This is a genomic window from Paraburkholderia sp. GAS348 (assembly GCF_050434205.1).
Lineage (GTDB): Bacteria > Pseudomonadota > Gammaproteobacteria > Burkholderiales > Burkholderiaceae > Paraburkholderia.
Genome location: NZ_JBNPVT010000007.1, coordinates 295,756 through 318,409, shown reverse-complemented (window position 1 = coordinate 318,409; position 22,654 = coordinate 295,756). Strand labels below are relative to the sequence as shown.

Sequence of the window (22,654 nt, the reverse complement as noted above, 5' to 3'; positions counted from 1 at the left end):
GCTTCAGCACTTATGGATGCCCCACCCTGCGCCATGCGCAGGGTCTTGAGACCACATGCACAGGTTGAGATCGATGTTGTGCCTCGAACAACACAGCCCGAGCTTGCTGAAAGCTCCTCTGGTGAGCATCACCAGAAACTACTTCTTCCAGATTGGTTGTGTTGACAAAGTCAACACGACAACAAGTCATGCCTGATGACCATAGCGAGTCGGTCCCACCCCTTCCCATCCCGAACAGGACCGTGAAACGACTCCACGCCGATGATAGTGCGGATTCCCGTGTGAAAGTAGGTAATCGTCAGGCTCCCCAGCATGTCCAGAAACCCCACCCCACAAAGGTGGGGTTTTTGCGTTTACGGCCGTAAAAACAGCGTCAATACGGCCCCGGCAACATCACCCCGGGAAATACGTGGCCGTTTCTGCCGATCCGGAGCGCGCTCGCGTAACCCGTCAGCTCCAGATAAGCGCGTCCGGCGTCAGTGACGCCGCCGCGAATTGACATGCGCGGAGGTGAAGCGGAGAGCCGACGTATAAGCCGTTGCCCCGATCCACCCAACCGCCTTATTTTCCTGGTGCCAGGAATCGTTGTGCCAGACGGACCCAGTACGTCGCCCCGATCGGCAATAGCTCGTCGTTGAAGTCATAGCTCGCGTTATGCAGCATGCAAGGCCCGGCACCATGTCCTGAGTCCCGGTGACCACCGTCTCCATTGCCGAGAAACGCGTAACAGCCCGGCTTCGCCAGCAGCATGAACGAAAAATCCTCGGCGCCCATCGTCGGTTCGACCGAGTCGTCGACATTTTCCGCACCGACAATTTCCTTCATGACTGCCGCAGCGAAGCGGGTCTCTTCGCTACTGTTGACGGTTGGCGGATAGTTGCGATGGAAATGGATTTCAACCGAGCAATCGTAAGCCTCGGCCGTGCTCTCAGCGATCTTGCGCATGCGCGATTCGATCAGATCGAGCGTTTCGGTGGTAAAAGTGCGCACGGTGCCTGAAATCCACGCATCGTTCGGGACGACATTGACGGCGTCGCCGGCGTGGATCTGGGTGATCGACAGTACCGCGGTATCGAGCGGCTTCTTGTTTCGCGTGATGATGCTCTGCAGTCCGTTCGCGATCTGCACTGCTGTGAACACGGGGTCGCGGCCGTTGTGCGGCAGCGCTGCATGCGAACCCACACCTTTGATTTCAATACGAAATTCGTTGCTTGAGGCCATAATCGGCCCTTCGGTCACGCCGAAGTGGCCTGCCGCCATGCCCGGCCAGTTGTGGATTCCGAAAACCGTATCGACCGGAAACTTCGTGAACAGGCCGTCATCGATCATTGCCTGTGCGCCGGCACCACCTTCTTCTGCCGGTTGAAAGATGAACACGATCGTGCCGTCAAAATCTCCGTGCTTGACGAGATGTCGCGCCGCGCCAAGCAGCATCGCGGTATGTCCGTCATGACCGCACGCATGCATTTTGCCGTCGTTCTGCGAGCGATGGTCGAAACTGTTGAGCTCCTGAATCGGCAGCGCATCCATGTCGGCGCGCAGTCCGATCGAGCGCGATCCGTTGCCGCGTTTCAGTACGCCAACTACGCCTGTTTTGCCCAATCCGCGATGCGTTTCGATGCCCCAGGACTCAAGTGTCCTCGCAACCAGATCCGCTGTTGCAGTTTCTTCGTAACGCAGTTCGGGGTGCGCATGAATCGTTCGTCGAAGGGCCTGAATTTCGCCGTGAGCGGCCTGGATTTCTGGGATCAGTTTCATGATGGTGCGCGTGTGCTTCGCTTTGCGTGGAGTCGCCCGGGGCCATATCACCCGGGCACGTTGATAACTGATTCTACGCCGAAGGCATTTTTGGCGGCACTATGCGGTTCAGCGGGCAACGCGCGTAATAAAATTCGGGGTCACCCCACCCATTACCGCTCTCTTCGACGGATCGCCGATGAATGCTCCGACTGAATTCGCCCGCGCGGTATGCCCGCACGATTGCCCTGATACCTGCGCGATGCGCGTGACCGTCGAAGACGGACGGGCGATCAAGGTCACCGGCGATCCCGATCATCCTCCGACTCAGGGCGTGCTATGTACCAAAGTCAGCCGCTATGCCGAGCGGGTGCACCATCCTCATCGGTTGACGACACCGATGAAGCGCGTCGGCCGCAAAGGCGAGGGCCATTTTGAGCCGATCAGCTGGGATGAGGCGTTTGAGTTGGCCGCAGCACGCCTGTCGGAGATCGCGAACCGGGCGCCAGAAGCCATCATGCCGTACAGCTACGCCGGCACGCTGGGCCTGGTTCAAGGTGACAGCATTGCGCAGCGGTTCTTTCACAAACTCGGAGCATCGCAGTTAGACCGCACGATTTGTGCAGCCGCCGGTGCGGCGGGGCTGAAATACACCTACGGCGCCAGCCTCGGCATGCTCATTGAGTTTTTCGCCGAGAGTGAGGTCATCCTGATCTGGGGCTCAAATCCCATCGCGTCGAACCTGCACTTCTGGACGCGCGCCCAGGAAGCCAGGCGTCGCGGCGCACGGCTGATCGCGATCGATCCGTACCGCTCGCTGACGGCGGAAAAATGCCACCAGCACATTGCACTGAAACCCGGAACCGACGGTGCTTTAGCGCTCGGCATGATCAACGTGTTGATCACGGAAAATCTGCTCGATCACGCCTACATCGCTGCCCATACGCTGGGCTTCGATGAACTCAAAGCGCGTGCGTTCAGTTATCCGCCGTCACGTGCCGCTCGAATTTGCGGCATCGACGAACAAGTGATCGTCGATCTTGCGCGGCTTTACGGGAGCACGAAGAAGGCTGCGATCCGCATGAACTATGGCCTGCAGCGGGTGCGTGGCGGCGGTAACGCGGTGCGCGCGATCGCATGTTTGCCTTCGCTGACAGGTGCATGGCGCGAACGGGCGGGAGGTGCGCTATTGTCCTCGGGCGGATGGGCGCCGGTGGATTCGCACGCGTTGCAGCGCCCGGACCTGATGCCGGGCTGGCCCGCCAAGGCATCGCGCGTTATCAATATGAACGCAATCGGCGACGCATTGCTGCATCCGGGCGACGCCACGTTCGGCCCGAAAGTCGAGGCGATCATCGTCTATAACTCGAATCCGGTGGCGGTCGCGCCGGACTCCGAACGGGTCGCCGCCGGTTTTGCACGTGAAGACCTGTTCACGATCGTACTCGAGCACTTTCAGACCGACACTGCGGACTACGCCGATCTGCTTCTGCCTGCCACGACACAGCTCGAGCACCTCGACGTGCACAAGTCGTACGGGCACACGCACGTGATGGTGAACCTGCCAGCGATCGCGCCGATTGGCGATGCACGCCCGAACACGGAAATCTTTCGCGGCCTCGCGCGCCATATGGGACTGCAGGAGCCGGCGCTTTACGATAGCGACGACGCTGTCGCACAGTCAGCATTCCGCTGGAATGACAAAACGCTCGAAGGCGTCAGCTGGGATTCGCTAAAGAAAACCGGCTGGGCAGCGCTGAGCCTGCCTGAGGCGCCATTCGCCGAGGGCGGCTTTCGCACGCCATCCGGTAAATGCGAATTCTTCAGCGAACGCCTCGCGCAGCAAGGGCTTGATCCGTTGCCGGACTATCTGCCGCCTTACGAATCCGCAGACGGTGCGCCCGAGCTCGCCGCCCGTTACCCGCTTGCAATGATCTCGCCGCCCGCGCGCAACTTTCTGAACAGTACCTTCGTGAACATCGAAAGCCTGCGCTCGACAGAAGGTGAGCCGCATCTGGACATCCATCCGGCCGACGCGCGGCAGCGAAACATCGCCGACGGTGATCAGGTGCGCATATTCAACGATCGCGGCGCGATGCAGGCGCGCGCCCGTGTCACCGACAGGACACGTCAAGGACTCGTTGTCGGCTTGTCGATCTGGTGGAAGAAGCTCGCACCCGATGGCCGCAACGCGAATCAGGTCACCAGCCAGGCGCTTACCGATCTGGGTGGATCGGCCACGTTCTACGACTGCCTCGTCGAAGTCGAACGCGCCTGAAAACACGCTCAACAATCTCGCAGCGACGGTCCCCGACGGGTTCGAGGCTGCAGTCTAACTCAGCCGCTCCTCGGGGATAGCACAGGGATGCCCATGCTACGATGCGTTTTTAGCACGACCATTCGAAAATAAAGAAGGAGACGCTGCATGAACAAAATCTGGCTGAAATCTTATCCGCCCGGCGTTCCCGCAGAGATTGACCCGACTCGCTATTCGTCCATCGCCGACCTGCTCGAAGAAGCCTTCCGCGACCACCGTGCCAAACCAGCGTTCGTCTGCATGGGCAAGGAGATTAGCTACGGCGAGCTGGACACGCTTTCGCGCCAGTTGGCCGCGTGGTTTCAGTCGAAGGGTCTCGCCCGCGGCGCGCGCGTTGCAATCATGATGCCGAACGTGCTGCAATATCCCGTGGCGATCGCGGCGATATTGCGCGCGGGCTACGTGGTGGTGAACGTGAATCCGCTCTATACCCCGCGAGAACTCGAGCATCAGCTCAAGGACAGCGGCGCGGAAGCGATTATTCTGCTCGAAAACTTCGCTGTCACGCTGCAGGCGATTGTGCGCAATACGTCGGTCAAGCACATTGTCGTCGCCACAATGGGCGATCTGATGGGCGTGAAGGGCACGTTGGTGAACTTCGTCGTGCGCCGCGTGAAGAAGATGGTGCCGGCGTGGAGTTTGCCCGGCCACGTCAAATTCAACACCGCGATCGCCGAGGGCGCCCACCAAAGTTTCAAACCGGTCCAGCAAGGCCCCGACGACGTCGCGTTTCTACAGTACACGGGCGGCACGACCGGTGTGGCCAAGGGCGCGACGCTCTTGCATCGAAACCTGATCGCCAACGTGCTGCAATCGGAAGTCTGGCTCGATCCGGTTCGCGCTCACCGCACGGACATCGATCAGTTCATCACCGTTGTCGCGTTGCCGCTCTATCACGTTTTTGCGCTGACGGTCTGCGGACTGCTGACGATCCGTACGGGCGGCCTCGGCGTGCTGATCCCAAATCCGCGCGACATCCCCGGCATGATCAAGGCGCTGGAGGGCTATCCGATCACGACGATTCCCGCTGTCAACACGTTGTACAACGCGATGCTGAACAGCCCAGACTTCCACAAACTCGATCTTTCGAAGCTGATCGCCGCAAATGGCGGCGGTATGGCGGTGCAGGAAGCCGTCGCCAAGCGCTGGTTCGAGCATACGCATACGCCGATCATCGAAGGTTACGGTCTGTCGGAGACGTCGCCATGTGTGACCTGCAATCCGGTTACCGTCACGGAATATAGCGGTACGATCGGTTTGCCGCTGCCGTCGACGGAAATCTCGATTCGCGACGACGAAGGCAACGAGGTGCCGCTTGGCCAGCCGGGAGAAATCTGCATCCGCGGTCCGCAGGTGATGGCTGGCTACTGGAACCGCCCGGACGAAACGGCCAAGGTGATGACGCCGGATGGCTTCTTTAAATCGGGCGATGTCGGCTTGATGAACGAAAATGGCTTCGTCAAGATCGTCGATCGGAAGAAGGACATGATTCTGGTCTCGGGTTTCAACGTCTATCCGAACGAAATCGAGGACGTAGTCGCCAAGATGCCGGGGGTGTTCGAAGTCGCAGCTGTCGGCGTGCCGGATCAGCATTCGGGCGAAGCGGTAAAGCTGTTTGTCGTGAAAAAGGACCAGGCGCTTACCGACACGGATATCCTCACCTACTGCAAAACGCAGTTGACCGGCTACAAGCGGCCGAAGATTGTCGAATTCCGTACTGAGTTGCCGAAGAGCAACGTCGGCAAGATCCTGCGTCGCGAGTTGCGCGACGGCCGGGCGTAAGCGTCCCATGCGCATTAGACCCGCCGGCTCGAACGAAGCCGACATGAAGTAACGATTTGCGTGAAGAGTAAGAAAGGCCCGGTAGACGAGAGTCTGCCGGGCCTTTCTATTTGGCGCCGTCACCAGTCTCTCTCGCAGTCCAGTCGACTCAAGCGGCGCTCGGCCATATAAAAAAAGGCGCCCGAAGGCGCCTTTGAGGCAAACTGCTTTTTTACGACTTATTAGAACTTGTGACGGATGCCGATACGAGCCGTGAACTGGTTCTGGTTCGCCGACGGGGTGATGTTGTTGATGGATGCAGTTGCAGCAACCGGAGTTCCCGCTGCATTCAGCGTCTCGCCCAAAGCGTGCTGGTACACACCCGTCACGTACACGTCGGTACGCTTGGACAGGAAGTAATCCACACCAACTGCACCTTGGTGGTACTGAGCGCGCGATTGACCTTCGATTTCCGCGCCACGGGTGTAGTCATACGCAGCACCGACCAGCAACGCCGGGGTCAACTGATACTTGAAGTTGATTTCCGCGTTGTTGAACGTAGCCGATTGGCCCGCGAACGGCGAATGGTACGTTGCGCCCAGGTTCCCGAAGCGGATATTCGAGTACGTTGCGCCGATCGTTGCTGCGCCGAACGTATATGCACCGCCTGCACCAATGACCTGGTACGTGTTAGCCGACGCGAAGCCAGTGTACACACCCGACGTCACAGCCGAAGCTGCCGCTGTCGTCGTGGCCGGCGTATTGAACAGACCGCCCGTATTCGCCGGGGTGCGCGCGTTAAGGTAAGCAACGCCGAGAACGAGAGGACCGTTGTTGTAGCCAGCGCCCAACGACCAGATCTGGTTCTGCGAGAAATTTCCGGCTTGGCCGCCGAAGCTGTACGTGCCGCCGAACGTCAGGCCGTTGTAGTTTACGCTCGAGTACTTGACCGTGTTGTTGGTACGGAACGCGTTGTTGAAGTTGTCGAGGTCGCTCGGGTGAGCTGCGATGTAGCCGCCCCATTGATCGCCCGCTTCCAGCGGGCCGACGTAGTCAACCACGGAGTCGTACTGACGACCCAGCGTGACCGAGCCGACCTGGCTCGACGACAGGCCGACGTAAGCTTGACGGCCGAACAGCAGGCCCTTTTGGCCGAGCGTGCCGTTGGTCACGTCAAAGCCGTTTTCCAACACGAAGATTGCCTTCAGACCGCCGCCGAGATCTTCTGTGCCACGCAGACCGAAACGGCTACCTGACAGCACGCCGCTGGACATGTTGTACAGGTGCTTGCCTTTAGCGTTCGTGTTGACGTTAAGACCAACGTCGACAATACCGTACAAGGTCACGCTGCTCTGAGCATGTGCGACGCCAGCGAATGCGCCCAGTGCTGCAAGAGCGAGAAGCGACTTTTTCATCGAATGATCTCCAAGGATTACGAATCTTTTGTACAAGGCGAATATTTGTATAGCGTTGAGGCCTTGCTTGTCCAACTTCGCGAGAAGTTGCACGTAATGTAACAAAAGGCATACATGGCACAAAGCAAAAGGAGACGGCCAAAGCGGCTCCTGTTTCGTTTACGCAACATGGTCTAAAATCACAAATTGGCCGTCGGATTCGTTTGAATTCAAGGTCTTCGCGAAGCCGGTTTTGCCTTGCAAAGCCTTGTCGCGTGGACCGGCCAGCGCGACGAGGCGGTTCTCGAATCAGGGAGTACTTAATGCTTTTGGACGAGTTGATTAGCGAGTTTGATCGGGGTTTACGCTCAATGACTGGCGTGTCGCGAATGAGTCGTCCGTTGCCGGTTCCGCAAGAGTCAGCGGCGGAGCCCGCCGAACTCTCTCCGGCGGAACGCGCGCATGCGGCCGGCTTGATGCGTGTGAACCACGTCGGCGAGGTGTGCGCCCAGGCGCTATACCAGGCTCAGAAACTCGCTACCCGATCGCCGCCTTTGCGGGCGGTGTTTAATCACGCGGCCATCGAAGAGGAGGATCATCTGGCGTGGACTGCCAAACGCCTCCAAGCGCTTGATTCCCGTCCCAGCCTGTTAAACCCGCTCTGGTATACAGGCGCGTTGGCAATCGGCCTCGCAGCAGGCCGCCTGGGTGATCGGGTGAGTCTTGGCTTCATGGCCGAAACCGAGCGCCAGGTCGAACAGCATCTGGATAGCCATCTGGATCAATTGCCCGCGGCCGACCGCGAGTCGCGCGCGATCGTCGAACAGATGCGTGTGGACGAGGCGGAACATGGTAAATCCGCCATGGACGCGGGCGGCGTCGAGTTGCCGTTCCCTGCGCGCGCACTCATGCGGGCGGTATCGAAAGTCATGACGCGCACTGCCTATTACATATAAGTCCGAGACCCACGCTCACGCACCGCCTGAAAGTGGGACGGCGCCTCGCGCGCCGCCCACCCGAGATACCCGGAACGCCAGCCAACACCTCCCGATCCCGCTTCACGATCTCTTACATTCCGCGCCTTTCCCTCGCACTTTTCACGTATCACCTTCACAAGCGTCACTAGCCCATTCATTTATAACGGTTTTCCGTTTTATGCCCGATGTGAAGGAGTCGCGCTAAGTCCTTGTTCTAGCAAACAAAATTCGCTCGAAAAGCATGTATCTCCCTTGACCCCTGTTTAGCGTTCCTCTAAAGTGGGAGACAGTGTGAGAAAGTGTATTTTTGTGTGATCTCACGGGCGGTTTGGGGTAGATTTTCACGGATCGGGCAGCCGGCGCAAAAACGCCGCGAGGAGAGCGAAGTGTTCCAAGGGGCGTCGGCGCTGACGCTCGATGCGAAAGGGCGGATGTCGATTCCCTCTCGCTATCGGGATGCGCTGCAAACACAGGCAGAGGGCCGGGTGACGATCACCAAGCACCCGGACGGCTGCCTGTTGCTCTTTCCGCGCCCTGAGTGGGAAATCTTCCGCGACAAGGTCGACAAGCTGCCCATGAACGCAACATGGTGGAAGCGCATTTTTCTCGGCAACGCAATGGACGTTGATATGGACGGCGCAGGGCGCGTGCTCGTGTCGCCGGAATTGCGCGCGGCTGGCGGCTTGGAAAAGGAGCTGACCTTGCTCGGCATGGGTCGTCACTTCGAGTTGTGGGACGCACAAACTTACGCAGCAAAGGAACAGGCAGCGATCGCCGAGGGCATGCCCGAAGCGTTAAAGAATTTCACGTTCTGATCGCGGATTACATATATGGCACCTGCGATGGGAAACGAATTGCAGCATCGTACGGTGCTGCTGGAAGAGGCGGTCGAAGCGCTGGTCACGCGCGCGGACGGCGTCTATGTGGACGGTACCTTCGGGCGCGGCGGTCATAGCCGGTTGGTGCTGGAGAGGCTGAGTGAAGCGGGGCGCCTGGTTGCGTTCGACAAAGACCCGCTCGCCATCGCCACGGCTCAGCAGATTGCCGATCCGCGCTTTGGCATCGTGCACGAGAGTTTTGCTTCACTGCGCGAAGCGATTGCGGAGCGCGGAGTAGGGCGGGTGTCGGGTGTTTTGCTGGATCTGGGCGTGTCGTCGCCGCAAGTCGACGATCCGGAGCGGGGATTCAGTTTCCGCGCCGACGGCCCGCTCGACATGCGGATGGACCCGACGCGCGGCGAGTCCGCAGCTGACTGGCTGGCGCGGGCCACGGTGCAGGAACTGACGGAGGTGATACGAGATTATGGGGAAGAACGGTTTGCTTTTCAGATTGCAAAGGCGCTTGTTGCTCGCCGGGCAGAGTCCGACCGTCTTGGGCCTCTCGTCAGCACGGGCGAGCTTGCCCAAATCGTGGCTAACGTCGTCAAAACCCGTGAGAAGGGCAAGGATCCGGCAACCCGCACCTTTCAAGCTATACGGATTCACATCAATCAAGAGCTTGCGGAGCTGCAAGTCGTTTTAGAAGCAGCGTTGTCGCTGTTGGAGCAAGGGGGGCGGCTGGTGGTCATCAGCTTTCATTCGCTCGAGGACCGGATCGTCAAGCGATTCATGCAGGCGCACGCCAGTACGCCTGCGGTGGATCGCCGTCTGCCGATTCGTGCAGTCGATTTGCCGAGCCCTCCGCTCAAAATCATCGGCCGCGTGTTCGCCAGCGACGCTGAAGTCGCCGCGAACCCGCGCGCCCGTTCTGCCGTGATGCGTGTGGCGGAGCGGATCGCACCATGAATCGCCTCAATATCTTCCTGCTGATCATCGTGATGGGCTGCGCTCTGTCTGTCGTCAACGCAACCAATCAGCAGCGTCAGATTTTTATCCAATTGCAGCGCGCGCAATCGCAGGAGCGCCAGCTGCAGCAGGATTATTCACAGCTTCAATATCAGCAGAGCGCGTTGTCGAAGACTTCGCGCATCGAGCAGATCGCCACTGATTCTCTGAAGATGCAATCGGTTACGACCGGGCGCACCCAGTACTTGACGCTCGACCCGGGCGCCGCCAAGGCTGAGGACGCGCCAATCCCGACTTCCGGGCCGGCCTCGGCGCCGGCCGCGACCCGTCGCGGAGACGTGCGATGAAAAAATCGTCGACTCGCAAAAGCGTCGCCTTTTCGGCGAACCCGATCCTGTCGGTGCGCTTGCCCATGTGGCGCTCGAAACTCGTCGTGTTCATGCTGTTCATGGCGTTTGTCGCGCTGGCCGCGCGCGCCTTCTGGATTCAGGGGCCGGGCAACGCTTTCTATCAGAAGCAGGGAGAAATCCGCTATCAACGCCGGCTCGAACTGCCGGCCACGCGTGGCAAGATTCTCGACCGCAACGGCCTCGTGCTAGCCACGAGTCTGCCGGTGCGCGCGATCTGGGCAATTCCCGACTCGGTGCCGGACGATCTCGGCGCCGACAAGCTGAACCAGCTCGGCAAGCTGCTCGACATGACGAACAAGGAGTTGCGCGCCAAGCTGTCGGAAGACAAGAACTTCGTCTACGTGAAGCGCCAGGTACCGGTCGACGTCGCCGCAAAAGTCACCGCACTGGACATCCCCGGCATTTACGCACGCGACGAGTACAAGCGCTTCTATCCGGAAGGCGAGATCACGGCTCACCTGATCGGCTTCACCAATGTGGAAGACGAAGGCCAGGAGGGCGTGGAACTCGGCGACCAGAAGTTGCTGGCCGGCATGTCGGGCAGCCGCCGCGTCATTAAAGACCGCATGGGCCACATCATCGAGGACGTGGACGAGCAGGTCGTGCCGCACAACGGCCAGGACGTCGATCTCTCGATCGACAGCAAGATCCAGTACATCGCTTATACGAACCTGAAGGCGGCCGTCGAGAAATTCAAGGCGAAGGCCGGCGCGGCGATGGTGATCGACGTGCGGACCGGCGAAGTGCTTGCGCTGGTTAACTACCCGACGTACAACCCGAACGACCGTTCGCACCTCACGGGCGACCAGTTGCGCAACCGCATTCTCACGGACACCTTCGAGCCGGGCTCGATCATGAAGCCGTTCACGGTGTCGCTCGCGCTCGATCTGCACCGCGTGACGCCGACTACACTGGTAGATACGGGGCCGGGCCGTTTTGTGCTCGACGGTGCGCCGATTACCGACGACAGCGCGTTCGGCGTGCTGACGGTGGGCGGCGTGATCCAGAAGTCGAGCAACATCGGCGCGACGAAGATCGCCATGCAGCTCAAGCCCGAAGAGATGTGGAACATGTACACCAGCATCGGTCTCGGCCAGGCGCCGAAGGTCGGTTTTCCGGGTGCGGCGGCAGGCCGTCTGCGTCCGTGGAAGAACTGGCGCCGCATCGAGCAGGCGACCATGTCGTACGGCTACGGCTTGTCGGTGTCGCTGTTCCAGTTGGGCCGTGCGTACACCGCGATCGCGCATGACGGCGAGATCATGCCCGTGTCGATTTTCCGCACACCTGGCGATCAACCGGCCACGGGGCCGCAAATTTTCGCGCCCACCACCGCTCGCGAAGTGCGCGCCATGCTCGAAACCGTGGTCGCGCCGGGCGGCACGTCGCCGGATGCGGCAGTGCCGGGTTATCGGGTCGGCGGCAAGAGCGGTACCGCATACAAGCACGGCGCTCACGGCTACGACCACTCCAAATACCGCGCCTCGTTCGTCGGCATGGCGCCAATGCCGAATCCACGCATTGTCGTCGCGGTGTCGGTCGACGAACCGACGGCGGGCAGCCACTTCGGCGGCCAGGTGTCGGGTCCGGTGTTCTCGGCGATCGTCGGCGATACGCTGCGTTCGCTAAACGTGCCGCCGGATATGCCGGTCAAGCAGATGGTCGTGTCGGACGATTCGGCGCCTGCCGCGCCGAGCGCACCGCCCTCGCCGGCGACCGTCAAGAAACTTTCCACCAGCGGTGGCGTGAAGAAGATGACGATCTCCGCCGACGCGAAAAACCATCCTGGAGTTGTGCGATGAGCGCGCTGCGTAAGAAGCATCCAGCGCACCGGCAGATCGCCGACGCACTCAACTGGCTGCACGCACGCGTGCAGCCAGGCGCGCATCTGCACGCCGACACGCGCTCGCTTGCGCCGGGCGACGCGTTTTTCGCCTATGCGGTCGACGGTGCGGACAACCGCCCGTTCATCGACGGCGCGATCGAGCGTGGCGCGGCAGCCGTGCTGGTTCAGCCCGAAGGCTTTAGCGGCGCGATCGATCCGTCCACGACGCTGGCCGTACCGGCGTTGAACGAACTCGCTGGTTCAATTGCGAGCGCCTGGTATAACGATCCGAGCGACGGCATGCTGGCGGTCGGCATCACCGGCACCAACGGCAAAACGTCGTGCAGCCAATGGATTGCCGCGGCGCTGACCGCGCTCGGCAAACGTTGCGCGATCGTCGGTACGCTCGGCACCGGTCTGCCGGGTCAACTCGTACACACTGGCTTCACAACGCCTGATGCACCGCAACTGCAACGCAGTCTCGCGCAACTGCGCGACGCCGGCGCTCAAGCGGTGGCGATGGAAGTGTCGTCGCACGCCTTGCATCAAGGCCGCGTGAACGGCACGGCGTTCGACATCGCCGTGTTCACGAATCTCACGCAAGATCACCTCGACTATCACGGCACGTTCGAGGCCTACGAAACTGCCAAAGCGCGTTTATTCGCATGGCCGGAATTGCGTGCCGCGGTGATCAACCGTGACGATGCGGCCGGCCGCCGCCTGCTCGCGAGCACGAAGGGTCATGCACGCACGCTCGCTTACGGCCTCGACGAAGCGCTCAAAGACGCGCCGCAAGCCGATGCGTCGGACGCCGATGCGTTGCTGCTCGCCTCGAATGTGCGCGCAACCGCGACCGGCACCGCGTTTCATCTGACCACATCGGACTGGGGCGACGCCGACGTCGAAGTGCAAACGCTCGGCGCATTCAACGTCAGCAATTTGCTCGGCGTACTCGGCGCATTGCTTGCCGCCGACGTGCCCTTTGACGCCGCGCTTGCCGAACTGGCGAAGCTCGAGCCGGTAAATGGCCGCATGCAGCGTCTAGGCGGCCGCTTGCAGAATGATGAGCCGCTCGTCGTGATCGACTACGCGCACACGCCGGATGCGCTGGAAAAGACCCTGGAAGCACTGCGTCCGATGGCGGTCGCGCGCGGTGGCGAACTGATCTGCATGTTCGGCTGCGGCGGCGATCGCGACGCGACCAAGCGTCCGCTGATGGGCGCGATCGCCGAGAAGATCGCCGACGGCGTCGTCGTGACTAGCGACAACCCGCGCAGCGAAGATCCGCAATCGATCATCGAGCAGATCGCCGCAGGCATGAAAGACGCGTCGAAGGCCCGTCGCATCGAGGACCGCGCAAGCGCGATCCTGCAGGCGATCCGCAGCGCCGCACGCGAAGACGTCATCGTGCTGGCCGGCAAGGGGCACGAAGCAACACAGGAAATCATGGGTAAGAAACGCGCTTTCTCCGATCAGGACCATGCTCGCCTTGCGCTCGCCGCACGGGCGACGCACGCACGCGGAGGTGGCGAATGACCATGTTCTCGCTGCGTGACGCCGCTGCGTTGATCCCAGGCGCAACCGTGCTGGGTGACGATAGCGTTACGTTCGAACGCGTTTCGACCGATAGCCGTAGCGCCGGTCCGGGCGATCTGTTCGTCGCGATCAAAGGTGACCGTTTCGACGCGCACGATTTCCTGCCGGAAGTCGCGTCGCGCAACGTCACGGCAGCACTGGTGACGCGCACGCCTCACGACTGGCATGTGCCCGCGTTGCGGGTGACCGATACGCGTATCGCGCTTGGCGCACTGGCACGCGGCTGGCGGCGCAAATTCAGCATGCCGCTCGTCGCCGTGACGGGCAGCAACGGCAAGACCACGGTCAAGGAAATGATCGCGTCGATCTTCGCTGCTGCGGTCGGCGCGGACGCACGCCTCGCGACTGCTGGCAACTTCAACAACGATATCGGCTTGCCGCTTACGCTGTTCCGCCTGCACGCCGCGCATCAGCTGGCGGTGGTCGAACTCGGCATGAACCATCCGGGCGAGACCTCGCTGCTTGCGAAGATCGCCGAGCCGACGGTCGCGGTGGTGAACAATGCACAGCGCGAGCATCAGGAATTCATGGCGACGGTCGAAGCCGTCGCGCTCGAACACGCCAGTGTGATTCACGCGCTCACGCCGGAAGGTGTCGCCGTGTTTCCCGCCGACGATGCCTACGCGAGCATCTGGCGCGTCGCGGCAACCGGCAACCGCATCATCGACTTCGCTTTGAACACCGCTGAACGCGTGACCGAAGCCGCCGTAACCGGCACGTTCACGGGCAAGGTTCTGAGCATCGACACGCCCGAAGGCCGCGTCGATGTGACGCTGCAAGTCCTCGGCGACCACAACGCGCACAACGCTCTGGCCGCGACGTCGGCCGCGCTTGCCGCAGGCGCGTCGCTCGACGCGATCCAGCGCGGCCTCGAATCGTTCGGCGCCGTGAAAGGCCGTTTGCAGGTGAAGCGCGCCGCGCTCGGCACGCTCGCCGGCGCAACCGTGATCGACGATACCTACAACGCGAACCCCGACTCGATGCGCGCGGCGATCGACGTGCTCGCGTCGCGCGAATCGCCGCGCGTGCTGGTGATGGGCGACATGGGCGAAGTCGGCGACAACGGCCCGGCGTTTCACCGCGAAATCGGTGCCTACGCAAAAGAACGCGGCATCGATGCGCTGTACGCCATGGGCGACGCCTCGCGCGACGCCTGCACCGCGTATGGCACGGGCGCGCATCACGTTGCCGATGTCGGCACGCTGGTCGCGCAATTGCAGCAAGCCGGTTTCGGCTCCGCTGCCACGCTTCTCGTGAAAGGCTCGCGCTTCATGCAAATGGAACGCGTGGTGGACGCCGTAACGAGTCCACAAACCAACGCAGCGGGCAATACGCCCGCTGCACATTGAAATAGAAGGACCGAAGCATGCTACTGGCGCTGGCGCAATGGCTGCAGAATGACGCAAGCTTCTTGCGCGTGTTCAGTTATCTGACTTTCCGTGCGGTGATGGCCACCATCACCGCGCTGCTGATCGGGCTCGTCTGCGGCCCGGCGGTGATCCGCAAGCTGACCGCGATGAAGGTCGGCCAGGCCGTTCGTAAAGACGGTCCGCAAACGCACCTCGTCAAATCCGGCACGCCGACCATGGGCGGCGTGCTGATCCTGCTCGGTATTGCCGTGGCGACGCTGTTGTGGGCCGATCTGACCAACCGCTTCATCTGGATCGTGATGCTGGTCACGTTCGGTTTCGGGGTGATCGGCTGGGTCGACGATTACCGCAAGGTGGTCTACAAAGACCCGCGCGGGATGTCGTCGCGCGAAAAGTATTTCTGGCAGTCGGTGATCGGCCTGTTCGCGGCGGTGTATCTCGCGTTCAGCGTGTCCGAAGCGAGCAACGTGCGCGTGTTCGATCTGTTCATGGCGTGGGTGCGCAGCGGCTTGTCGATGGGCTTGCCGGCGCGCGCCGACCTGCTGCTGCCGTTCGTCAAGTCGATCAGCTATCCGCTCGGCGTGTGGGGCTTCATCGTGCTGACGTATCTGGTGATCGTCGGCGCGAGCAACGCGGTGAATCTCACCGACGGTCTCGACGGCCTCGTGATCATGCCGGTCGTGCTGGTCGGCGCGTCGCTCGGCGTGTTCGCCTACGTGATGGGCAGCTCGGTCTATTCGAAGTACCTGCTGTTTCCGCATATCGCCGGCGCGGGCGAATTGCTGATCTTCTGCTCGGCGATGGGTGGGGCAGGTCTCGCGTTCCTCTGGTTCAACACGCATCCGGCGCAGATGTTCATGGGCGACGTCGGCGCATTGGCGCTGGGCGGCGCGCTCGGCACGGTCGCGGTGATCGTGCGTCAGGAAATCGTGCTCTTCATCATGGGCGGCATTTTCGTTGCGGAGACGCTCTCCGTGATGTTGCAGGTCACATGGTTCAAGTTCACCAAGCGCCGCTTCGGCGAAGGGCGCCGTCTCTTCAAGATGGCGCCGCTGCATCACCATTTCGAATTGTCGGGTTGGAAGGAAACGCAGGTGGTGGTGCGCTTCTGGATCATCACGTTGATGTTGTGTCTGTTCGGTTTGTCCACGCTCAAGTTGCGTTAAGTCGTATTTAGGGGAAGCAGGCGATGTTTGGCGAGAAGTTTCGGGATCGGCAAAAGCCGATGGTGCTCGTGCTGGGACTCGGTGAATCCGGTCTCGCGATGGCGCGCTGGTGCGCGCGGCACGGCTGTCGGCTGCGTGTAGCCGATACGCGCGAGGTGCCGCCGAACCTGTCCGCGCTGGAAGCGCACAGCGTCGATGCCGAGTTCATCGGCGGCCCGTTCTCGCTCTCGTTGCTCGAAGGCGTCGAACTCGTGGCGATCAGCCCGGGTTTGTCGCCGCTCGCCGCGGACTTGCTGCCGCTGATCTCGGCGGCGCGTGAGCAGGACATTCCTGTCTGGGGCGAACTCGAATTCTTCGCGCAAGCGCTGAAGACGCTCGGAGAAAGCGGATACGTGCCGAAGGTGATTGCGATCACCGGCACCAACGGCAAGACCACGACGACGAGCCTCACCGGCCTGCTGTGCGAACGCGCCGGCAAGAAGGTCGCGGTGGCGGGCAACATCAGTCCGGCTGCGCTCGACAAACTCAGCGAAGCGATCGACAACACCGCGCTGCCCGATGTGTGGGTGTTGGAACTGTCGAGCTTCCAGTTGGAAACCGCGCACACGTTTACTCCGGATGCTGCGGTCGTTCTGAACATCACGCAAGATCACCTGGATTGGCACGGCGGCCTCGATGCGTACGCCGCCGCGAAGGGCCGCATCTTCGGTACACAAACCGTGCGCGTGCTGAATCGTGACGACTCGCGTGTGATGGCGCTGGCGCCTTCAGCCGACGCTGATGCAGCGATGATCACTTTCGGCGTCACTGAGCCGAAGAACGACGGCGACTATGGTCTGCTGCGCGACAACGGCATGATCTGGCTGGTCGAAGCGCACGATCGCGACGCCAGCGACGAATCCGCCAGGGGGACGCCGGCGCGCCGTCGCAAGAACGAAGTGGCGGCGCCGAAGAATATCGCGCTCAAACGCCTGATGCCGGCGGACGCGCTGCGCATTCGCGGCCTGCACAACGCTGCGAACGCGTTGGCTGCGTATGCACTGGCGCGCGCGATCGGCCTGCCAGGCGCACCGCTTCTGCACGGCCTGCGCGAATACCGCGGCGAGCCGCATCGCGTGGAACTGATTGCGTCGATCGAAGGCGTCGATTACGTCGATGACAGCAAGGGCACCAACGTCGGCGCGACGGTTGCCGCACTCGACGGTCTCGCGCAACGCGCGGTGCTGATCGCCGGCGGCGACGGTAAGGGCCAGGATTTCGAACCGCTCGCCGCGCCGGTGATGCGCTGGTGCCGCGCCGTGATGCTGATCGGCCGCGACGCGCCGCAGATCCGCGCCGCGCTGGAAGATACCGGCATCGCGATGACCGACCACGCGACGCTCGAAGACGCGACGCGGGCCGCCACCGCATTGGCGCAGCCAGGGGACGCCGTGCTGCTGTCGCCGGCTTGCGCGAGCTTCGACATGTTCAAGGGTTATGCCCATCGCGCGGCGGTGTTCCGCAGCACGGTGGAAGACATCGCGGCTGAACGGGGGACGATGATATGAGCTGGTCGGAACGCTTCGGTTCGCGCCTCGCCGGCTCCCGCGCTGGCAATGGCAATGGCGATACGGGTAGCACGGGCCGCGCCTCCGGCCGCACCGGCGGCAGTGGTCTCGCGAGCGCCGTGAATGGCGTGCGTCCGCTGCGCTCGCGGATGCTCGACTACGATCACTCGTTGCTGTGGGTGGTCGTCGCGTTGCTCGGGCTTGGCGTCGTGATGGTGTATTCGGCGTCGATCGCGATGCCCGATTCGCCGAAGTACGCGTCGTACCGCGATTACGCATTCCTCGTGCGCCAGATCATTTTCGTGGTGATGGGTTCGGTGATCGGCGTCGTGTCGTTCCGCATTCCGATCTCGACGTGGGATAAATACGCGCCGAAGCTCTTCCTGATTTCGCTCGCCGCGTTGGTGATCGTGCTGATCCCGCACGTCGGTAAGGGTGTGAACGGCGCGCGCCGCTGGATTCCGCTCGGCATCACGAACATGCAGCCGTCGGAAATCATGAAGCTGGCCGTGACGATTTACGCGGCGAACTATACGGTGCGCAAGCAGGAATACATGCACAGTTTCGCCAAAGGCTTTCTGCCGATGGCGGTCGCGGTGGGTCTTGTCGGCGCGTTGCTGCTGCTCGAGCCGGACATGGGCGCGTTTATGGTGATCGCCGCGATCGCGATGGGCGTGCTGTTCCTCGGTGGCGTGAACGGCAAGCTGTTCGGCGGCCTGGTGGCCACCGCGGTGGGCACGTTCAGCTTGCTGGTGTGGGCATCGCCGTGGCGTCGTGAGCGGATCTTCGCTTACCTCGATCCGTGGGACGACCGTTACGCGCAGGGCAAGGCGTATCAATTGACGCACTCGCTGATTGCTTTCGGCCGCGGCGAGTGGTTCGGCGTGGGCTTGGGCGGCAGCGTCGAGAAGCTCAACTATCTGCCGGAAGCGCATACCGACTTCATTCTCGCCGTGATTGGCGAGGAACTCGGTTTTGTCGGCGTGCTCGTTGTGATTCTGATGTTCTACTGGATCGTGCGCCGCTCGTTCGAGATCGGGCGTCAGGCGCTCGCGCTCGACCGCACGTTTGCTGGGCTGGTCGCGAAGGGTATCGGCATCTGGTTCGGCGCGCAGACCTTTATCAATATGGGTGTGAATCTTGGCCTGCTGCCGACTAAAGGTCTCACGTTGCCGCTCGTCAGCTACGGCGGGTCGGGCATCTTGCTGAACTGTGTGGCGGTGGCTGTGTTGATGCGCGTGGATTATGAAAATCGTGTGCTGATGCGTGGGGGGAAGGTATGACGGCTCTCCCGCAACGCACGCTGATGGTGATGGCCGGTGGCACCGGGGGGCACGTGTTCCCGGGGCTCGCGGTCGCGCACCTGATGCAGGCGTGGGGCTGGAAGGTCGTATGGCTTGGCAACCCCGCAGGCATGGAGGCCACGCTGGTGCCGAAACACGGCATCCCGATGGAATACGTGCGCTTCGGCGGACTGCGCGGCAAGGGCCTGAAGACCAAGCTGATGTTGCCGCTGAACCTGCTGCGCGCCTGCTCGCAAAGTCTGAGCGTGTTGCGTCGCGTGAAGCCCGACGTCGTGCTCGGCATGGGCGGCTACATCACGTTTCCGGCGGGTTTGATGGCCGCGTTGAGCGGCCGTCCGCTGGTGCTGCACGAACAGAATTCGATCGCGGGTCTCGCCAATAAGGTGCTCGCGAAGCTCGCCAAACGCGTGCTGGTTGCATTCCCGAATGCGCTGCCGCACGGCGAATGGACCGGAAACCCAATTCGGGCGGAACTTGCTCGCGCAATTGCACCCAAAGCACGCTACGCAGAGCGCAGCGGTCCGCTGAATGTGCTGGTGGTGGGCGGCAGCCTGGGCGCGGCGGCATTGAATGAAGTCGTGCCGCGTGCGGTAGCGCTGCTGGCGCCGAATGAACGTCCGCGCATCGTGCATCAGGCGGGCGCGAAGCATATTGAAGCGCTGCGTGAGAACTACGCGGCGGCAGGCCTGCAAGCGGGCGCCGATGTAGAGCTCGTGCCTTTCATCGACGACATGACGGGCGCGTATGCGAACGCGGATCTGGTGATCTGCCGTTCGGGCGCGATGACGGTGTCGGAGATTGCAGCAGTAGGGGTGGCGGCGTTTTTCGTGCCGTTCCCATTTGCAGTAGACGATCACCAAACCACTAATGCAGCGTTCCTCGCCGACAACGGCGCGGCGCTGGTCGTGCAGCAACGCGATCTGTCGGCGGCAACACTTGCCGACTGGTTGCGTAGCCAGACGCGAGAAACCCTCGCAGAGATGGCAGAGCGTTCGCGCTCGCTCGCGAAACCCGACGCCACGGAACAGGTTGCGCAGATTTGCGCGACTGTGGCGGGTTCGATTTCGGGCGCGAGCCCAGAAGGAAAGCAATGAAACACATCGTCAAACATATTCACTTTGTCGGCATCGGCGGTGTCGGCATGAGCGGCATCGCGGAGGTGCTGGTCAACCTCGGCTATCAGGTGAGCGGCTCGGACCTGTCGAGCAACGCGATCACCGACCGCCTCGCCGCCCTCGGCGCGCGGATCGCGATTGGCCACGCGGCGGAGAACATCGAAGGGGCGAACGCCGTGGTTGTTTCCACCGCGGTGCGCAGTGACAACCCGGAAGTGCTGGCCGCGCGCCATCGCCGAATTCCGATCGTGCCGCGCGCCGTGATGCTCGCAGAACTGATGCGCCTGAAGCAGGGCATCGCGATTGCCGGGACGCACGGCAAGACCACCACCACTTCGCTGGTGGCGAGCGTGCTGGCGGCGGGCGGTCTCGATCCGACTTTCGTGATCGGCGGCCGGCTGATCAGCGCGGGCGCGAATGCGCGTCTGGGTACGGGCGATTTCATCGTCGCCGAAGCGGACGAGTCGGATGCGTCGTTCCTGAATCTGTTCCCGGTGATCGAAGTCATCACGAACATCGACGCCGATCACATGGACACCTACGGCCACGACTTCGCGCGGCTCAAGCAGGCGTTCATCGAATTCACGCACCGTCTGCCGTTCTACGGGATCGCGGTGCTGTGCGTCGACGATCCGAACGTGAAGGAGATCCTGCCGTTCGTGTCGAAGCCGATCATCCGTTACGGTTTTGCGCCGGACGCACAGGTACGCGCGGTCAACGTCGAAGCGCGCGGCGGCAAGATGCATTTCACGGCAATGCGCGAAGACGCGACGCCGATCGACATCGTCTTGAACCTGCCAGGCGAGCACAACGTGCAGAACGCTTTGGCTGCAATTGCAATTGCGACTGAACTTGAAGTGAAAGATGCCGATATCCAGCGAGCGCTCGCGGATTTCAACGGCGTGGGCCGACGCTTCCAGCGCTACGGCGAAGTGCCGGTCGTATCGGAAGGCAACGTTGCCGGCACGTACACGCTGGTCGACGATTACGGCCATCACCCGGTCGAAATGGCGGCGACGGTGGCGGCGGCGCGCGGTGCGTTTCCGGGGCGGCGTCTGGTGCTGGCATTCCAGCCGCACCGCTTCACGCGCACGCGCGATTGCTTCGAAGATTTTGTGAAGGTGTTGTCGACTGTCGACGCCCTTGTGCTGACCGAAGTCTATTCGGCCGGCGAAGCGCCGATCGTTGCCGCGGACGGCCGCGCGCTCGCACGCGCGCTGCGCGTGGCGGGCAAGGTCGAGCCGGTGTTTGTCGATACGGTGGATGAAGTGCCGGACGCGCTCTCAGCAGTGGTGCGCGACGGCGATGTGGTGATCACGATGGGCGCGGGTTCGATCGGCAGCGTGCCGGGACGCCTCGCGCAAGAAACGAAGGTATGAGTGAGATGAGGAGCATCGACCCTAAACAATTCGGCAAAGTAGCAGTGCTGCTCGGTGGGGACTCCGCCGAGCGCGAGGTGTCGCTCAATTCCGGCCGCCTCGTGCTGCAAGGTCTGCGCGACGCCGGTATCGACGCGCATCCGTTCGATCCGGCCGAGCGTCCGCTCGCTGCGTTGAAGGACGAAGGCTTCGTGCGCGCGTTCAACGCGCTGCATGGCGGCTACGGCGAGAACGGCCAGATCCAGGGCGCGCTGGATTTTTACGGCATCCGTTACACCGGTAGCGGCGTGCTCGGCTCGGCGCTTGGTCTGGACAAGTTCCGCACCAAGCTCGTGTGGCAGCAGCTCGGCATTCCGACGCCGCCGTTCGAAGCCGTGCTGCGTGGCGACGACTACGAAGCACGCGCGAAAGACATCGTCGCGAAGCTCGGCTTGCCGCTGTTCGTGAAGCCGGCCAGCGAAGGCTCGAGCGTCGCGGTGATCAAGGTGAAAAGCGCCGACGCATTGCCGGCAGCGCTGCTCGAAGCCGTCAAGTACGACAGGATCGTCGTGGTGGAAAAGAGCATCGAAGGCGGCGGCGAGTACACCGCGTGCATTGCCGGCGATCTGGATCTGCCGGTGATCCGCATCGTGCCGGCCGGCGAGTTCTACGACTACCACGCGAAGTACATCGCCAACGACACGCAGTACCTGATTCCGTGCGGCCTGCCGGCTGACGAAGAGTCACGCCTGAAAGTGCTGGCGCGCCGCGCGTTCGACGTGCTCGGCTGTACCGATTGGGGCCGCGCCGATTTCATGCTCGACGCCGGCGGCAACCCGTACTTCCTCGAAGTGAACACGGCGCCTGGCATGACCGATCACTCGCTGCCGCCTAAAGCGGCGCGCGCGGTGGGCATCAGCTATCAGGAACTGGTTGTCGGCGTGTTGGCGCTGACGCTGAAGGACTAACAAAGGACTAACCGGGGCAACCCGAAAG

At 62.0% G+C, this 22,654-nt stretch carries 17 protein-coding genes and 1 rRNA gene; 16 read left to right on the top strand and 2 right to left on the bottom strand.

The window, feature by feature from the left end:
- Window positions 1-191 precede the first annotated feature (191 nt).
- Window positions 192-304: ribosomal RNA gene (gene rrf / locus P3T22_RS15590) — 5S ribosomal RNA — on the top strand.
- Between the two features lie 257 nt (window positions 305-561).
- Here rrf and P3T22_RS15585 read toward each other — a convergent pair.
- On the bottom strand, window positions 562-1,758 hold the full coding sequence (locus tag P3T22_RS15585; protein ID WP_063497439.1) for a M20 aminoacylase family protein: 1,197 nt from the start codon (window positions 1,756-1,758) through the stop codon (window positions 562-564).
- A gap of 178 nt (window positions 1,759-1,936) precedes the next feature.
- Here P3T22_RS15585 and P3T22_RS15580 point away from each other — a divergent pair, with 178 nt between their 5' ends.
- Both P3T22_RS15580 and P3T22_RS15575 read left to right on the top strand, forming a co-directional pair.
- Window positions 1,937-4,015, top strand: a complete 2,079-nt coding sequence (locus P3T22_RS15580) for a molybdopterin-containing oxidoreductase family protein (protein WP_429325394.1) — start codon at window positions 1,937-1,939, stop codon at window positions 4,013-4,015.
- A gap of 147 nt (window positions 4,016-4,162) precedes the next feature.
- On the top strand, window positions 4,163-5,836 hold the full coding sequence (locus tag P3T22_RS15575) for a long-chain fatty acid--CoA ligase (protein ID WP_429325393.1): 1,674 nt from the start codon (window positions 4,163-4,165) through the stop codon (window positions 5,834-5,836).
- Window positions 5,837-6,057: 221 nt separating this feature from the next.
- Here the strand turns inward: P3T22_RS15575 and P3T22_RS15570 are convergent, their stop codons facing one another.
- Window positions 6,058-7,230 carry a porin gene (locus tag P3T22_RS15570; protein ID WP_429325392.1) on the bottom strand — a complete coding sequence of 391 codons (1,173 nt, stop codon included), beginning with the start codon at window positions 7,228-7,230 and terminating at the stop codon, window positions 6,058-6,060.
- Between the two features lie 302 nt (window positions 7,231-7,532).
- Here P3T22_RS15570 and coq7 point away from each other — a divergent pair, with 302 nt between their 5' ends.
- The 13 genes from coq7 (at window position 7,533) to P3T22_RS15505 (ending at window position 22,626) form a co-directional block, all read left to right on the top strand.
- Window positions 7,533-8,165 carry a 2-polyprenyl-3-methyl-6-methoxy-1,4-benzoquinone monooxygenase gene (gene coq7, locus P3T22_RS15565; protein WP_063497435.1) on the top strand — a complete coding sequence of 211 codons (633 nt, stop codon included), beginning with the start codon at window positions 7,533-7,535 and terminating at the stop codon, window positions 8,163-8,165.
- A 407-nt stretch (window positions 8,166-8,572) separates the two neighbouring features.
- The gene (gene mraZ / locus P3T22_RS15560; protein ID WP_063497434.1) at window positions 8,573-9,001 is read left to right on the top strand and encodes a division/cell wall cluster transcriptional repressor MraZ; all 429 of its coding nucleotides are present in this window, start codon (window positions 8,573-8,575) and stop codon (window positions 8,999-9,001) included.
- Window positions 9,002-9,016: 15 nt separating this feature from the next.
- A complete protein-coding gene (gene rsmH, locus P3T22_RS15555) occupies window positions 9,017-9,970 on the top strand; it encodes a 16S rRNA (cytosine(1402)-N(4))-methyltransferase RsmH (RefSeq protein ID WP_429325391.1) in 954 nt (317 codons plus the stop codon).
- A complete protein-coding gene (gene ftsL / locus P3T22_RS15550; protein ID WP_063497432.1) occupies window positions 9,967-10,317 on the top strand; it encodes a cell division protein FtsL in 351 nt (116 codons plus the stop codon). Before rsmH ends, ftsL begins: the two co-directional genes overlap by 4 nt.
- Window positions 10,314-12,179, top strand: a complete 1,866-nt coding sequence (locus P3T22_RS15545) for a peptidoglycan D,D-transpeptidase FtsI family protein (RefSeq protein ID WP_429325390.1) — start codon at window positions 10,314-10,316, stop codon at window positions 12,177-12,179. The genes ftsL and P3T22_RS15545 overlap by 4 nt, the downstream gene beginning before the upstream one ends.
- Window positions 12,176-13,738, top strand: coding sequence for a UDP-N-acetylmuramoyl-L-alanyl-D-glutamate--2,6-diaminopimelate ligase (locus tag P3T22_RS15540; protein ID WP_429325389.1), 1,563 nt, complete (start codon window positions 12,176-12,178; stop codon window positions 13,736-13,738). The genes P3T22_RS15545 and P3T22_RS15540 overlap by 4 nt, the downstream gene beginning before the upstream one ends.
- The gene (locus P3T22_RS15535) at window positions 13,735-15,147 is read left to right on the top strand and encodes a UDP-N-acetylmuramoyl-tripeptide--D-alanyl-D-alanine ligase (RefSeq protein ID WP_429325388.1); all 1,413 of its coding nucleotides are present in this window, start codon (window positions 13,735-13,737) and stop codon (window positions 15,145-15,147) included. The genes P3T22_RS15540 and P3T22_RS15535 overlap by 4 nt, the downstream gene beginning before the upstream one ends.
- Before the next feature lie 17 nt (window positions 15,148-15,164).
- Window positions 15,165-16,334: a phospho-N-acetylmuramoyl-pentapeptide-transferase gene (gene mraY / locus P3T22_RS15530; protein ID WP_063497428.1), complete on the top strand. Its 1,170-nt coding sequence runs from the start codon at window positions 15,165-15,167 to the stop codon at window positions 16,332-16,334.
- A gap of 23 nt (window positions 16,335-16,357) precedes the next feature.
- On the top strand, window positions 16,358-17,881 hold the full coding sequence (gene murD, locus P3T22_RS15525; protein WP_429325387.1) for a UDP-N-acetylmuramoyl-L-alanine--D-glutamate ligase: 1,524 nt from the start codon (window positions 16,358-16,360) through the stop codon (window positions 17,879-17,881).
- A complete protein-coding gene (gene ftsW / locus P3T22_RS15520; protein WP_063497426.1) occupies window positions 17,878-19,164 on the top strand; it encodes a putative lipid II flippase FtsW in 1,287 nt (428 codons plus the stop codon). Before murD ends, ftsW begins: the two co-directional genes overlap by 4 nt.
- A complete protein-coding gene (gene murG, locus P3T22_RS15515) occupies window positions 19,161-20,279 on the top strand; it encodes an undecaprenyldiphospho-muramoylpentapeptide beta-N-acetylglucosaminyltransferase (RefSeq protein WP_063497425.1) in 1,119 nt (372 codons plus the stop codon). The genes ftsW and murG overlap by 4 nt, the downstream gene beginning before the upstream one ends.
- Window positions 20,276-21,679: a UDP-N-acetylmuramate--L-alanine ligase gene (gene murC, locus P3T22_RS15510; protein ID WP_429325386.1), complete on the top strand. Its 1,404-nt coding sequence runs from the start codon at window positions 20,276-20,278 to the stop codon at window positions 21,677-21,679. The genes murG and murC overlap by 4 nt, the downstream gene beginning before the upstream one ends.
- Before the next feature lie 5 nt (window positions 21,680-21,684).
- Entirely contained in the window at window positions 21,685-22,626 is a 942-nt protein-coding gene (locus tag P3T22_RS15505) for a D-alanine--D-alanine ligase (RefSeq protein ID WP_429325396.1), read from the top strand.
- Window positions 22,627-22,654: the final 28 nt, after the last annotated feature.